The 14,088-nt window shown below is 58.3% G+C and carries 19 protein-coding genes; 15 read left to right on the forward strand and 4 right to left on the reverse strand.

The window, feature by feature from the left end; all coding sequences use genetic code 11:
- Window positions 1-105 precede the first annotated feature (105 nt).
- The 7 genes from THL1_RS14915 to THL1_RS14950 all read left to right on the forward strand — a co-directional run bounded on the left by THL1_RS14915 (window position 106) and on the right by THL1_RS14950 (window position 5,602).
- Window positions 106-1,395, forward strand: a complete 1,290-nt coding sequence (locus tag THL1_RS14915) for a phage/plasmid replication protein, II/X family (RefSeq protein WP_069083995.1) — start codon at window positions 106-108, stop codon at window positions 1,393-1,395.
- The gene (locus THL1_RS14920; protein WP_145928302.1) at window positions 1,392-1,604 is read left to right on the forward strand and encodes a hypothetical protein; all 213 of its coding nucleotides are present in this window, start codon (window positions 1,392-1,394) and stop codon (window positions 1,602-1,604) included. The genes THL1_RS14915 and THL1_RS14920 overlap by 4 nt, the downstream gene beginning before the upstream one ends.
- A gap of 159 nt (window positions 1,605-1,763) precedes the next feature.
- Window positions 1,764-2,099, forward strand: coding sequence for a DNA-binding protein (locus THL1_RS14925; protein ID WP_069083997.1), 336 nt, complete (start codon window positions 1,764-1,766; stop codon window positions 2,097-2,099).
- A gap of 205 nt (window positions 2,100-2,304) precedes the next feature.
- Window positions 2,305-2,511, forward strand: coding sequence for a major capsid protein (locus THL1_RS14935; RefSeq protein ID WP_069083999.1), 207 nt, complete (start codon window positions 2,305-2,307; stop codon window positions 2,509-2,511).
- A gap of 74 nt (window positions 2,512-2,585) precedes the next feature.
- Window positions 2,586-4,118 carry a hypothetical protein gene (locus THL1_RS14940; RefSeq protein ID WP_069084000.1) on the forward strand — a complete coding sequence of 511 codons (1,533 nt, stop codon included), beginning with the start codon at window positions 2,586-2,588 and terminating at the stop codon, window positions 4,116-4,118.
- Window positions 4,119-4,418: a DUF2523 domain-containing protein gene (locus THL1_RS14945; protein WP_069084001.1), complete on the forward strand. Its 300-nt coding sequence runs from the start codon at window positions 4,119-4,121 to the stop codon at window positions 4,416-4,418.
- Between the two features lie 2 nt (window positions 4,419-4,420).
- Window positions 4,421-5,602: a zonular occludens toxin domain-containing protein gene (locus THL1_RS14950; RefSeq protein WP_069084002.1), complete on the forward strand. Its 1,182-nt coding sequence runs from the start codon at window positions 4,421-4,423 to the stop codon at window positions 5,600-5,602.
- Between the two features lie 455 nt (window positions 5,603-6,057).
- Here the strand turns inward: THL1_RS14950 and THL1_RS14960 are convergent, their stop codons facing one another.
- From THL1_RS14960 to THL1_RS14970, 3 genes are all read right to left on the reverse strand, one after another.
- Window positions 6,058-6,570: a hypothetical protein gene (locus THL1_RS14960; RefSeq protein ID WP_069083993.1), complete on the reverse strand. Its 513-nt coding sequence runs from the start codon at window positions 6,568-6,570 to the stop codon at window positions 6,058-6,060.
- Complete coding sequence (locus THL1_RS14965) at window positions 6,567-6,746, reverse strand: hypothetical protein (RefSeq protein ID WP_069083994.1); 180 nt, start codon at window positions 6,744-6,746, stop codon at window positions 6,567-6,569. Before THL1_RS14965 ends, THL1_RS14960 begins: the two co-directional genes overlap by 4 nt.
- 514 nt (window positions 6,747-7,260) lie before the next feature.
- Window positions 7,261-7,470, reverse strand: a complete 210-nt coding sequence (locus THL1_RS14970; protein ID WP_083245893.1) for a hypothetical protein — start codon at window positions 7,468-7,470, stop codon at window positions 7,261-7,263.
- Between the two features lie 129 nt (window positions 7,471-7,599).
- Here THL1_RS14970 and THL1_RS14975 point away from each other — a divergent pair, with 129 nt between their 5' ends.
- From THL1_RS14975 to THL1_RS15015, 8 genes are all read left to right on the forward strand, one after another.
- The gene (locus tag THL1_RS14975) at window positions 7,600-8,889 is read left to right on the forward strand and encodes a phage/plasmid replication protein, II/X family (RefSeq protein WP_069083995.1); all 1,290 of its coding nucleotides are present in this window, start codon (window positions 7,600-7,602) and stop codon (window positions 8,887-8,889) included.
- Entirely contained in the window at window positions 8,886-9,098 is a 213-nt protein-coding gene (locus THL1_RS14980) for a hypothetical protein (protein WP_145928302.1), read from the forward strand. Before THL1_RS14975 ends, THL1_RS14980 begins: the two co-directional genes overlap by 4 nt.
- A 159-nt stretch (window positions 9,099-9,257) precedes the next feature.
- A complete protein-coding gene (locus THL1_RS14985; protein WP_069083997.1) occupies window positions 9,258-9,593 on the forward strand; it encodes a DNA-binding protein in 336 nt (111 codons plus the stop codon).
- A gap of 205 nt (window positions 9,594-9,798) precedes the next feature.
- Window positions 9,799-10,005, forward strand: coding sequence for a major capsid protein (locus tag THL1_RS14995; RefSeq protein ID WP_069083999.1), 207 nt, complete (start codon window positions 9,799-9,801; stop codon window positions 10,003-10,005).
- Between the two features lie 74 nt (window positions 10,006-10,079).
- The gene (locus tag THL1_RS15000) at window positions 10,080-11,612 is read left to right on the forward strand and encodes a hypothetical protein (protein WP_069084000.1); all 1,533 of its coding nucleotides are present in this window, start codon (window positions 10,080-10,082) and stop codon (window positions 11,610-11,612) included.
- On the forward strand, window positions 11,613-11,912 hold the full coding sequence (locus THL1_RS15005) for a DUF2523 domain-containing protein (RefSeq protein ID WP_069084001.1): 300 nt from the start codon (window positions 11,613-11,615) through the stop codon (window positions 11,910-11,912).
- Window positions 11,913-11,914: 2 nt separating this feature from the next.
- Window positions 11,915-13,096, forward strand: coding sequence for a zonular occludens toxin domain-containing protein (locus THL1_RS15010; protein WP_069084002.1), 1,182 nt, complete (start codon window positions 11,915-11,917; stop codon window positions 13,094-13,096).
- A 217-nt stretch (window positions 13,097-13,313) separates the two neighbouring features.
- Complete coding sequence (locus tag THL1_RS15015) at window positions 13,314-13,550, forward strand: hypothetical protein (RefSeq protein ID WP_069084003.1); 237 nt, start codon at window positions 13,314-13,316, stop codon at window positions 13,548-13,550.
- 279 nt (window positions 13,551-13,829) lie between these two features.
- On the opposite strand, the gene THL1_RS15020 is transcribed toward THL1_RS15015, so the two are convergent.
- Window positions 13,830-14,075 carry a hypothetical protein gene (locus tag THL1_RS15020; protein ID WP_237234718.1) on the reverse strand — a complete coding sequence of 82 codons (246 nt, stop codon included), beginning with the start codon at window positions 14,073-14,075 and terminating at the stop codon, window positions 13,830-13,832.
- Window positions 14,076-14,088: the final 13 nt, after the last annotated feature.

Here is a 14,088-nt window from a genome sequence, read left to right on the forward strand (position 1 = left end):
CGTGCATGCATGTTACTTGTGTTGACGTATGCATGAGTACGCGTATACATTTCGCGCAAATGTTACTTGCATGCATGCATGCATCAGCAGGGAATGCGCGGTCACATGCTCGACAAACTGCACCTTTTCGTCCCCTTCCGCACCGAGTTCATCGAGCTCTTGGGTGTCGAAGGGCGCTCCGATCCGGTGCACATAGTTGACCTCTCAACCCTCGGCGTTCCGCTCCAAGGTCAAATCAGCATAGGGGAGGGCGGCAAACTTGAAGCCGACTACCTGCGCCACGTTTGGGAATCGCTGAGCACCGGTTTTACGCCGCTGGCTTTCAAGGTATTTCACCAGTCTTTGGGCAAGCGCCTCATGCCGGGTGTCGAGCTCAAGGCATCACCGGCGAAGCTGCTGCAAGGCCACAACGTCTTCGGGCCGACCAGCATCGAGAAGGGCGCCGAAGTCATGTTCAAGTGGCTGGCCGGAACCTATCCCGAACTGTTCGCCAAGCTCGATATCTCGGCTACTCAGGTCTACGCCCTGGACTGCACCTATTCCAGTCGCCTGCCAGATGAGCGCACCGCGCTTCAGGTCATTCAGGCTCTGACCAACGTCAGCAACGGCCACACCAAGAGCCGTGGCGACAACTACCAGACCTCGGCCTATTGGGGCGCCAAAGAATCCCGTCTGAAGCGGCTGAAGGCCTATCTCAAGCACACCGAGTATCAAGCCCAGCTGGATGAATTGAAGCGGGCAGGGCGGTCGGACCTTTCGGCTGCTCGATCTGCGCGGGTCATGTCTGATTCGCGCCTTCAGGAGTGGGTCCGTTACCTGCTCCGTATGGAAGCCACGGTCATGCATCGGTGGCTTGAACGTCGCGGCATCCCGTCGCGGCTTGTTGATCTGATCGCCTACCAGCAGGGCCTCGAAGGGGAGGGGCGCTGCCTGATTCAGGAGTGCTGGCAAGCGGTTACAGCGGATCTTTTCGCGGCCTTTGAGGGTATCCAGATGCGAGTGATTGATGACGAAAAAGTGCTGGCCGCACTGCTTGAGAAGTTCACGAAACCGGCAAAAGGCAAGTGGACGAAGGAGCGCACCGAGGCGGGTGTCGTTGTTCCTCCGATCTTTGTCGACGGCAAGCCGGACGAGAGTTACGCCCGTAACCTGTTTCGGACCTACCGAAGCCTGAAGGATTACGGCTGGGACGAGACGATGAATTCCATGTCTCGGGCAACCTTCTACCGGCACACCGCCGACCTCTGCGAGGCGGGCCTTTCGAAGGCTGCGCTCCAGAAGCTCCACGAGCACGACCGCAGCAACAACGTGGTCCCGCTGCTCCGCTTCGTGCAGGTCGATTTCAGCGCCCAGCGTCCTGACTGGTACGTCGAACCCAGCGTGGAGGCCGCGTGATGATCTACGAAGCATCTGGCAAACCCGGCGACGGCATGAAGCTCGATACGTCGGTCAAATGGGACGTCGTTCACCAGGGCATTTACTGCCTGACGATCACTGCGCTTACCGCATGCACTCGCGATGAAGCGTTGCCGATGGCTATCCAGGCACTCGGCCTCGACGCCGACGAAACCGATGGCGTCGAAGTATGGGAAGCCGACCAATGATCGCCGCCACCTGCGAAACCATTTTCTGGCTCGCCCTGGGCCTGCTGGCAATCCAGCGCTTGGGCTTCTGGGCCCGTTCTCCAGCTGCTCCGCGCAGCCCCAAACCGACGCTTTCCAACCGGGCAACCGCCCTCCAATGCACCCCTGTGAGGTAACCCCATGTCTCTCGTTCAGATCGGCCTGTGCCACGGCTTCAACTCTTCGACCCGCACCGTGGGTCAGAACCAGTTCACCGACAACCAGATTCTGTTGGAGGTCGAGGACGTCAACCGCTACGGCATCGCCGAGCGCAAAACCGTGGTGGTGAAGATTTCCAAAGCCCTGATGGAGAAGGGCATCAACCACGTGTGGGACCAGCTCAAGGGCAAGCAGGTGGCCGTTCCGGTCTTCGTTGCCACGTGGGCGTCGAAGTCCGGCAACGCCGGCCATGACCTGTTCCTGTCGGGCGACGGCAAGCCCCTGAATCTCCAGCTCAAGCCGGCTGTAGCGGCCTGAGCATGTCGTATCTCCTGACCTGTTCCGTTGCCTGGACTGTCGCTGGGGACGGTTCGCCCGTTTGCTCCGGCACGCTCCAGACCGAGCCGGTTGGAGCCGGGTCCATGACCCTTGAAGAAGCGGTGCAACTGAAGGATGGGGCTTTGGTCCTGTTCGCGGTTGTGTTCGCGATCCTAGCCCTGAAAAAAGCCCTGTGAGGTGAAACATGCGTAACGTGAAACTGCTGTCCCGCTCCATCGGCGCCGCTGCTGCTGTCGGCGTTCTCTCCATCCAATCCGCCCAGGCTGCCCTGGACACCGGCGTCACCACTGCCATGACCGATGGCAAGACTGACGCGCTCGCCCTGGGCGCCCTGGTGATCGGCGTGATTATCGCCATCGCCGCCCTGAAATGGCTGCGGAAGGCGCTGTAAGCAACACCCGTTCAACTGCCCCGGCTTGCCGGGGCTTTTCGCTTCTGAGGGGCTGAAAATGGAGTTTGATCCGAATGTCTATTACCTCGTCGTTATTACGCTGGCTTTCGGTTTGGTCCTTTTTGGCCGTATCTAGTGCCGCGCTGGCGACGGAACGGGTCAAGGTCAATCCGTACATCAAGGCGGGTCCGGCGACCACGCTGAACCAGTTGGCGAACGGCTCGCCCATCGCGGGGTTCGTGCCGACGAAGTCGAATAGTGACTTGCTGCTGGAGGCTGAGAAGAAGGGTTGGTTGGGCGATACCACCAAGAAAACTGCTGTTACGGTCAAAGGCAAAGTTAAGGTTCCGGTCAGCGGCATCAGTACCAAGTTTAAGAATTTGGTCAAAACCAATCCGGGTCAGGTTGCAATAGGTGCAGCGACGACGGCAGCTTTGGCGGCTGTTAGTTGGGTCATGAGCGACGACAACACCAAGGTGCAGAAGAAAACCGAAACGGTCGATGCGCTGCCGGTTTCCAGCAAGGGCAACAGTTTTCAGCCGCAGTATATTTGCTCTTCGTTACCTGCCTCGCAGACGCTCAATAAAATTAACCTTACGACGTACGGTGGTGTGTTGTATGCGGTGGGGGTGTGGCCGAGTTCGTCTACCGGGGCTTTTGGCGGGCCTTCGGGCTATACGCAATTCAGGAACAATTGCACTCAGACCAACATGGGGTATACGGCTAACCCTAATTACTGGCCGATGACGGGTGCCAGGGCCATTACAGTCAATGAGGTCGTGTCGCTCAAGACTGATTTGACCGAAGCGGATTTCAGCAGCGCCGACACGGTGTTGGCGAATCAAGGCGCCGCATGGCTCCGTGATCTTTTGAAGGAGTCCTGCGAGGGATCTACGAATCCGCAGGGCTGTTACGACGACCTGCAAAAGCAGAGCCCGCCCTCGATCAGCGGGCCTAGTACGGTGACGGGTCCAACTTCCACTACCACCGGCACGTATACGCGGACCGATGGCACTACCGGGACAACTTCGACGACTAGTCAGACGACTTTTAACATTCGTTACGGGGATAATTACTTTGACTACGACACAAACATTACTACTACGCATAACAAGGATGGTCAGCAGGTATCTCAGGACACGACTTCGGATGCTGGTGTCCCCGAAGAGAATCCCGACCAGGAAGAACAACCTCAGGAAGAGGAAGAACCTAAGCGCGAGGTAGCCGGGGAGGGCTGTTCAGCGGCCCTGAGCTGTGCGGGTGACGCTATAGATTGCGCGGTGTTGCGGCAGGCGAAGGACATGCGCTGTTCGCTGGATTGGCCGTCGCAGTCGTCTTCGGTCCAGGCGGAAGCGGCCAAGTCGGAATATCAGTTGCAGAAGTCGGAGATCGATGCGGCTTCATTGTTTAGCGGCCCGTCTGCTGCGCGTTGGCTGCCGTCGTATTGCCCGACGGATCGGACGCTGTACCTCGAAACCGCTAACGCATCTGTGACCTTCTCCTGGTCCTTCATCTGCCAGTACTCGACCGCCCTTAGCTTCCTCTGTGTCGGGCTGGCGTCGTTGTTCTTCGCGGTGTACGTCGGCCGCGCCTTCGGAGGTGATTAAATGCCAGCTATATTCCTGTTTCTCAGTACGATAGTTGGTCCGCTTGCGGCCAAGATTCTGACTTCGCTGGGTATTGGTACGGTGACGTATATCGGTATTACGGCGTTGTTATCGACGGTGCGGACGTATTTGCTCGGCAGTATTACCGGGATGCCCGCTGATGTTCTTGCAGTGATGGGGCTGATTAAGCTCGATGTCGCAATCAATATCGTGTTGTCCGCTGTAACGGCGCGCGCGGTTCTTTCCGGCATGAGTTCGGCCACCGGTAAGAAATCGTCGCTGGGTCATGTGGGGAACTGATCATGTTTATTCTGCGCACTGGCCTCCAGGGCAACGGCAAAACCCTGAACACCATCAAGGAAGTTGATAGCAAAGCGTATGCAGAGGGGAGGGTGGTCTATTACTGCAACGTAACGGGATTTAAGCCGGATCACCCGGCCATTAAGGCTAAGTGGCTGCCGTTCGACTTCCCGGATCGTTGGTTTGATCTGCCGGCTAACTCTATGATCGTGATCGATGAGGCGCAGACGTGGTTTCGTGTGCGGCCTCAGGGTGCCAAGGTGCCAGAGTATGCGAGTCGCCTCGAGATCATGCGTAAGGATGGCCATGAGCTGCATTGCATCACGCAAAGCCCGCTATTGATCGATGCGCACATGCGCGAGCTGTGCAACATGCATGTGCATTACCACCGGGGCAACGGTGGCCAGGTCATCAAACGCTGGGTGTTCCAGAAGCCCGAACTGACGGTCAATAAGAACAAGCTGGAATTCCAGAATGGCGAAAGCACACGGATCACCATCGATAAGACCTATTTCGGCTGCTATGAGTCGGTCAAGGACGGTACCGAGCACCATTTCAAGTTCCGCATTCCCAGGGCGGCTTTCGCGCTGGTCGGGGCCTTGGCGCTGATTGGCGCCCTGGGCGGTTACGTCTACACGCGGCTGAGCAGCTTTACCGAGGCATCGGAAGCGACCGTGGCTGAACCGGCGAAATCGGCGGCCACGCCTGCCGCTGCGGCGGCTCCAGCGGCATCGGCGTCGTCTTCATCGCAGCAGCAGCCCCACAAGACCACCGCGGAATACATTGCTGAACGGACGCCGCGCATTGCTGGTGTGCCGTCATCGGCGCCGATCTACGACGAGCTGACGCGTCCGGTTTCCTTTCCGAAGCCGAGCTGTTACGCGACCAAATCGCCGGACTGGATCGAGCGCAAGCGCTCCAGCTTGAAGGTCGGCATTCGCCGTCACGAGCGTTACGGTTGTAGCTGCCTGAGCCAGCAAGGCAGTCGCATGGATATCCCGTTCGAAGCCTGTATGGACATGGTGGAGAATGGTTTCTTCGACCATACGAAACCTGATTTCAAGCAGCCGGCCGAGGGCGGGCCGGACGCGCTCCGCGCGGCCGGTACGTCGGCGGCCCCTCAAGCGCTTGAGACTCGGGTTACCGTCGTCGAAGACTCCAGCCGCATACCAAGGACCTTGTGAGTGCTAACCTCCGGACCAGGAGTTTCAGCGTTCGACTGTTCAGCCAGCTGTTGAGGTCGAGATTCATCGACGCTCGATAGGCTCCGGCGTATGGGTGATTCTGGCCCTGGTGGCCGCCATCGCTTTAACCCTAGGCTTCGCATAATCGTAACGTTACGTTTAATCGGCTTCGGACAATGCTGTAAGCTCCGAGGCCGATTTAATGTAACGTCTTTATGCGATGCCTCTTCTCGACATACCCGACCATATCGCCCGCGATGCCTTGCTCTACGCGCCCCAGCGGCACGTAGAGGACGCCGTAACCCATATTTTAGTGGACTACCCGAGGCTGGTTGCCGAGGTTCGTAAACTGCGGAGTAGGGTGGCCCAGTTGGACCGGGAGGGCGCCGATTTCGACGCTAGGTTGGAAGCCCTGCAAGCGGCCTGCAGGGCGATTATGGATATTTAGCGTTACGTTACGCTTTCGTTTTCGACTTCTTGAAGGTGAATATCTCTCCAGCCGGTATCGCTCTCCAGGTGGTGCCTGGGTTTCGTTCGGCTCGCTCCCGTGCAAAGTCGATTGCGTAATGCTTTTCGGTTGGTTCGCCAATCTTTTCCCAGACCCTCATGCCCAGGAATTTGCATTCGACGTTGTAGGCCGGCTCTGCGGCCTGTTTGCCGTAGCGCTTTGACTTCTCGATGGCTAGCTCGTTGCCCATGGCGTCTGCACGGGCCTCGGCCAGTTCCAGCTTGGATTTCAGGTCGTTCACTTCTGCCCAAGCCTCCGCCAGTCGGTCTGCCAGGTATTGCATGTCTTCGGCTGGCTTCTCGGTTTTTTCGTTACGTTGCGCTTTAGCGCGTTCCCTGTAGGCCTTCTGCCGCTCAGCGTTGCTCAGGGCTTTTCCGGTGGTCGGACGCCCACGCTTCGGCTTGGTCGGCTGCTCGTCCAGGGGCAGGGGCTGGGTCTGTTTGTCCTGGGCGTCGATCATGCTTCATCCCCTTTGCGCGGCTTGTATTGCGGAATCGCGAAGACAAGGCCAAAAAGAGCCGTGACGGCGCACGCAAGCCAGGACGTTTCCGAGTAGAGCCAGTACCACAACGGCCAGGCCAATATCGACACCAGGACAAACAGCAGCGGCCCTTTCAAAGACCAGTGAATTTTCATTGCGGGGACTCCATTCCGGGTGGGCATGGAGTAATTATAGTAACGTAACGATAAATAGGCCAGCGTTACGTAACGATAAATACGACCGTTCGTCTGAATATCCGTTACGTTACGCAAAATGAATTTCGCCGCCTCGACTGCCCGCAGGGCATTAGGCGCCCGCACGGCCTGGACTGTTCCCGCTGCGGTTCCTGCGCCGACACCCGCGAAGCGGCCGCACTCCGGGCAATGAAAAGGCCCCCAGCGGACCGGTCGCCCGATGGAGGCCTATTCGCGTAACTCGCCCTGGTCGCCGCGCAACGACCACCCCGCGCCCTGATTTCCAACCCTGCCGCGTGCCGATCTGGCCGGGTGGCAGTCTCCCAGGACGGCCAGCGGCTGAGTGGCCAACGCTCATGGAATTAGCGGGCGTTCCGCGGCGCTTTGGCTGGTGCTTCGCCCTGGTCGCGTAGCGGGCAGGGTCCACCATCTCTAATGGTGGACTTTTGTCTCATGGTGAGACTTTTGGGGTGGGTTACCGCACGTCGAGGGTTAGGCTTCCTTCTTCACCTACCTCAACGTAAGTGACTGATTTCTCAAGCAAAAAGTGAGCTAGCTCACTGTCCTTGATGGGCTGACGGCCCTGCTTGATCAGTAACTTATTGATTTCAATGCATTTTTTCCGCAACAGCTCTTGTTCTGTCGCGGTCAGTCGCAGCGTCGCAGGCATAGTGCCATTACCCATCGTCGGAAATCCTCCAAAAGTCTACGTGCATGCATGTTACTTGTGTTGACGTATGCATGAGTACGCGTATACATTTCGCGCAAATGTTACTTGCATGCATGCATGCATCAGCAGGGAATGCGCGGTCACATGCTCGACAAACTGCACCTTTTCGTCCCCTTCCGCACCGAGTTCATCGAGCTCTTGGGTGTCGAAGGGCGCTCCGATCCGGTGCACATAGTTGACCTCTCAACCCTCGGCGTTCCGCTCCAAGGTCAAATCAGCATAGGGGAGGGCGGCAAACTTGAAGCCGACTACCTGCGCCACGTTTGGGAATCGCTGAGCACCGGTTTTACGCCGCTGGCTTTCAAGGTATTTCACCAGTCTTTGGGCAAGCGCCTCATGCCGGGTGTCGAGCTCAAGGCATCACCGGCGAAGCTGCTGCAAGGCCACAACGTCTTCGGGCCGACCAGCATCGAGAAGGGCGCCGAAGTCATGTTCAAGTGGCTGGCCGGAACCTATCCCGAACTGTTCGCCAAGCTCGATATCTCGGCTACTCAGGTCTACGCCCTGGACTGCACCTATTCCAGTCGCCTGCCAGATGAGCGCACCGCGCTTCAGGTCATTCAGGCTCTGACCAACGTCAGCAACGGCCACACCAAGAGCCGTGGCGACAACTACCAGACCTCGGCCTATTGGGGCGCCAAAGAATCCCGTCTGAAGCGGCTGAAGGCCTATCTCAAGCACACCGAGTATCAAGCCCAGCTGGATGAATTGAAGCGGGCAGGGCGGTCGGACCTTTCGGCTGCTCGATCTGCGCGGGTCATGTCTGATTCGCGCCTTCAGGAGTGGGTCCGTTACCTGCTCCGTATGGAAGCCACGGTCATGCATCGGTGGCTTGAACGTCGCGGCATCCCGTCGCGGCTTGTTGATCTGATCGCCTACCAGCAGGGCCTCGAAGGGGAGGGGCGCTGCCTGATTCAGGAGTGCTGGCAAGCGGTTACAGCGGATCTTTTCGCGGCCTTTGAGGGTATCCAGATGCGAGTGATTGATGACGAAAAAGTGCTGGCCGCACTGCTTGAGAAGTTCACGAAACCGGCAAAAGGCAAGTGGACGAAGGAGCGCACCGAGGCGGGTGTCGTTGTTCCTCCGATCTTTGTCGACGGCAAGCCGGACGAGAGTTACGCCCGTAACCTGTTTCGGACCTACCGAAGCCTGAAGGATTACGGCTGGGACGAGACGATGAATTCCATGTCTCGGGCAACCTTCTACCGGCACACCGCCGACCTCTGCGAGGCGGGCCTTTCGAAGGCTGCGCTCCAGAAGCTCCACGAGCACGACCGCAGCAACAACGTGGTCCCGCTGCTCCGCTTCGTGCAGGTCGATTTCAGCGCCCAGCGTCCTGACTGGTACGTCGAACCCAGCGTGGAGGCCGCGTGATGATCTACGAAGCATCTGGCAAACCCGGCGACGGCATGAAGCTCGATACGTCGGTCAAATGGGACGTCGTTCACCAGGGCATTTACTGCCTGACGATCACTGCGCTTACCGCATGCACTCGCGATGAAGCGTTGCCGATGGCTATCCAGGCACTCGGCCTCGACGCCGACGAAACCGATGGCGTCGAAGTATGGGAAGCCGACCAATGATCGCCGCCACCTGCGAAACCATTTTCTGGCTCGCCCTGGGCCTGCTGGCAATCCAGCGCTTGGGCTTCTGGGCCCGTTCTCCAGCTGCTCCGCGCAGCCCCAAACCGACGCTTTCCAACCGGGCAACCGCCCTCCAATGCACCCCTGTGAGGTAACCCCATGTCTCTCGTTCAGATCGGCCTGTGCCACGGCTTCAACTCTTCGACCCGCACCGTGGGTCAGAACCAGTTCACCGACAACCAGATTCTGTTGGAGGTCGAGGACGTCAACCGCTACGGCATCGCCGAGCGCAAAACCGTGGTGGTGAAGATTTCCAAAGCCCTGATGGAGAAGGGCATCAACCACGTGTGGGACCAGCTCAAGGGCAAGCAGGTGGCCGTTCCGGTCTTCGTTGCCACGTGGGCGTCGAAGTCCGGCAACGCCGGCCATGACCTGTTCCTGTCGGGCGACGGCAAGCCCCTGAATCTCCAGCTCAAGCCGGCTGTAGCGGCCTGAGCATGTCGTATCTCCTGACCTGTTCCGTTGCCTGGACTGTCGCTGGGGACGGTTCGCCCGTTTGCTCCGGCACGCTCCAGACCGAGCCGGTTGGAGCCGGGTCCATGACCCTTGAAGAAGCGGTGCAACTGAAGGATGGGGCTTTGGTCCTGTTCGCGGTTGTGTTCGCGATCCTAGCCCTGAAAAAAGCCCTGTGAGGTGAAACATGCGTAACGTGAAACTGCTGTCCCGCTCCATCGGCGCCGCTGCTGCTGTCGGCGTTCTCTCCATCCAATCCGCCCAGGCTGCCCTGGACACCGGCGTCACCACTGCCATGACCGATGGCAAGACTGACGCGCTCGCCCTGGGCGCCCTGGTGATCGGCGTGATTATCGCCATCGCCGCCCTGAAATGGCTGCGGAAGGCGCTGTAAGCAACACCCGTTCAACTGCCCCGGCTTGCCGGGGCTTTTCGCTTCTGAGGGGCTGAAAATGGAGTTTGATCCGAATGTCTATTACCTCGTCGTTATTACGCTGGCTTTCGGTTTGGTCCTTTTTGGCCGTATCTAGTGCCGCGCTGGCGACGGAACGGGTCAAGGTCAATCCGTACATCAAGGCGGGTCCGGCGACCACGCTGAACCAGTTGGCGAACGGCTCGCCCATCGCGGGGTTCGTGCCGACGAAGTCGAATAGTGACTTGCTGCTGGAGGCTGAGAAGAAGGGTTGGTTGGGCGATACCACCAAGAAAACTGCTGTTACGGTCAAAGGCAAAGTTAAGGTTCCGGTCAGCGGCATCAGTACCAAGTTTAAGAATTTGGTCAAAACCAATCCGGGTCAGGTTGCAATAGGTGCAGCGACGACGGCAGCTTTGGCGGCTGTTAGTTGGGTCATGAGCGACGACAACACCAAGGTGCAGAAGAAAACCGAAACGGTCGATGCGCTGCCGGTTTCCAGCAAGGGCAACAGTTTTCAGCCGCAGTATATTTGCTCTTCGTTACCTGCCTCGCAGACGCTCAATAAAATTAACCTTACGACGTACGGTGGTGTGTTGTATGCGGTGGGGGTGTGGCCGAGTTCGTCTACCGGGGCTTTTGGCGGGCCTTCGGGCTATACGCAATTCAGGAACAATTGCACTCAGACCAACATGGGGTATACGGCTAACCCTAATTACTGGCCGATGACGGGTGCCAGGGCCATTACAGTCAATGAGGTCGTGTCGCTCAAGACTGATTTGACCGAAGCGGATTTCAGCAGCGCCGACACGGTGTTGGCGAATCAAGGCGCCGCATGGCTCCGTGATCTTTTGAAGGAGTCCTGCGAGGGATCTACGAATCCGCAGGGCTGTTACGACGACCTGCAAAAGCAGAGCCCGCCCTCGATCAGCGGGCCTAGTACGGTGACGGGTCCAACTTCCACTACCACCGGCACGTATACGCGGACCGATGGCACTACCGGGACAACTTCGACGACTAGTCAGACGACTTTTAACATTCGTTACGGGGATAATTACTTTGACTACGACACAAACATTACTACTACGCATAACAAGGATGGTCAGCAGGTATCTCAGGACACGACTTCGGATGCTGGTGTCCCCGAAGAGAATCCCGACCAGGAAGAACAACCTCAGGAAGAGGAAGAACCTAAGCGCGAGGTAGCCGGGGAGGGCTGTTCAGCGGCCCTGAGCTGTGCGGGTGACGCTATAGATTGCGCGGTGTTGCGGCAGGCGAAGGACATGCGCTGTTCGCTGGATTGGCCGTCGCAGTCGTCTTCGGTCCAGGCGGAAGCGGCCAAGTCGGAATATCAGTTGCAGAAGTCGGAGATCGATGCGGCTTCATTGTTTAGCGGCCCGTCTGCTGCGCGTTGGCTGCCGTCGTATTGCCCGACGGATCGGACGCTGTACCTCGAAACCGCTAACGCATCTGTGACCTTCTCCTGGTCCTTCATCTGCCAGTACTCGACCGCCCTTAGCTTCCTCTGTGTCGGGCTGGCGTCGTTGTTCTTCGCGGTGTACGTCGGCCGCGCCTTCGGAGGTGATTAAATGCCAGCTATATTCCTGTTTCTCAGTACGATAGTTGGTCCGCTTGCGGCCAAGATTCTGACTTCGCTGGGTATTGGTACGGTGACGTATATCGGTATTACGGCGTTGTTATCGACGGTGCGGACGTATTTGCTCGGCAGTATTACCGGGATGCCCGCTGATGTTCTTGCAGTGATGGGGCTGATTAAGCTCGATGTCGCAATCAATATCGTGTTGTCCGCTGTAACGGCGCGCGCGGTTCTTTCCGGCATGAGTTCGGCCACCGGTAAGAAATCGTCGCTGGGTCATGTGGGGAACTGATCATGTTTATTCTGCGCACTGGCCTCCAGGGCAACGGCAAAACCCTGAACACCATCAAGGAAGTTGATAGCAAAGCGTATGCAGAGGGGAGGGTGGTCTATTACTGCAACGTAACGGGATTTAAGCCGGATCACCCGGCCATTAAGGCTAAGTGGCTGCCGTTCGACTTCCCGGATCGTTGGTTTGATCTGCCGGCTAACTCTATGATCGTGATCGATGAGGCGCAGACGTGGTTTCGTGTGCGGCCTCAGGGTGCCAAGGTGCCAGAGTATGCGAGTCGCCTCGAGATCATGCGTAAGGATGGCCATGAGCTGCATTGCATCACGCAAAGCCCGCTATTGATCGATGCGCACATGCGCGAGCTGTGCAACATGCATGTGCATTACCACCGGGGCAACGGTGGCCAGGTCATCAAACGCTGGGTGTTCCAGAAGCCCGAACTGACGGTCAATAAGAACAAGCTGGAATTCCAGAATGGCGAAAGCACACGGATCACCATCGATAAGACCTATTTCGGCTGCTATGAGTCGGTCAAGGACGGTACCGAGCACCATTTCAAGTTCCGCATTCCCAGGGCGGCTTTCGCGCTGGTCGGGGCCTTGGCGCTGATTGGCGCCCTGGGCGGTTACGTCTACACGCGGCTGAGCAGCTTTACCGAGGCATCGGAAGCGACCGTGGCTGAACCGGCGAAATCGGCGGCCACGCCTGCCGCTGCGGCGGCTCCAGCGGCATCGGCGTCGTCTTCATCGCAGCAGCAGCCCCACAAGACCACCGCGGAATACATTGCTGAACGGACGCCGCGCATTGCTGGTGTGCCGTCATCGGCGCCGATCTACGACGAGCTGACGCGTCCGGTTTCCTTTCCGAAGCCGAGCTGTTACGCGACCAAATCGCCGGACTGGATCGAGCGCAAGCGCTCCAGCTTGAAGGTCGGCATTCGCCGTCACGAGCGTTACGGTTGTAGCTGCCTGAGCCAGCAAGGCAGTCGCATGGATATCCCGTTCGAAGCCTGTATGGACATGGTGGAGAATGGTTTCTTCGACCATACGAAACCTGATTTCAAGCAGCCGGCCGAGGGCGGGCCGGACGCGCTCCGCGCGGCCGGTACGTCGGCGGCCCCTCAAGCGCTTGAGACTCGGGTTACCGTCGTCGAAGACTCCAGCCGCATACCAAGGACCTTGTGAGTGCTAACCTCCGGACCAGGAGTTTCAGCGTTCGACTGTTCAGCCAGCTGTTGAGGTCGAGATTCATCGACGCTCGATAGGCTCCGGCGTATGGGTGATTCTGGCCCTGGTGGCCGCCATCGCTTTAACCCTAGGCTTCGCATAATGGATGGCCTTATGTTGAGCGTCGTCTGGAACATGCCACCGGCTCCAGGCGGCGCGTAACATAGGGCCGATTATGCGTAAGCCCGATTCCCTCGAAATTCCGCAACACCTCATCAATCAGGCACGGCTCTACGCTCCAGGGCGTACCGACCTCGATGCCGTCTGCCATCTGCTCGCTGAATACCCGAATCTCGCCTCTGAGGTGCGAAAGCTGCGTTCTCGCGTGGCTGAACTGGATCGGGAGGGGGCTGACTTCGATTCGCGGCTGGAAGCGTTGCAGGCGGCCTGTAGGGCGATTCTGGACCTATAGTCCCTGACGCCCCTCAGTTGCACGTCCGCGAGCGTTGCGCCCGCAGCAGCTCGGACCACCTTCGCGCCATGATTACCCTACCTGGGCCCGCTGCGGGAACGAAAAGGGCACCCTTGTGGATGCCCTTACGGTCGATCAGATCTCCGAGGAAAGACCCGCCCATTTTGCCCAGCCGGGGCGGCTGGATGGTCGGGCCTGCGGAGTGGTTCCGGCGCAGCCGGGTCCACCATCTCTAATGGTGGACTTTTGTGCAACGGATGCACTTTTGGGGGGATTAGCTCAGTCCTTTCCAAGCACCGCTTCGCGGTATGCCTTCACGTCTTCCGCTGTCAGCGCTGAGAGGTTTTTCCAGATGAGAGCGCCCAGCAGATCGCTCTCCTTCACGTCCTCTTTTCTCTCGACGATGAGCTTTATCCGCTTCGCGTTCAGCGCATCTACGGCTTCGTCCCGTAGGCGATAGGTCTTTGCCATTTGTGATATTGCCTCGCCATCACGTGTGATTTCCGACAAACGTGATTTTTGCATGTGTTGCTAAATC

This window comes from Pseudomonas sp. TCU-HL1, from assembly GCF_001708505.1.
Taxonomy (GTDB): domain Bacteria; phylum Pseudomonadota; class Gammaproteobacteria; order Pseudomonadales; family Pseudomonadaceae; genus Metapseudomonas.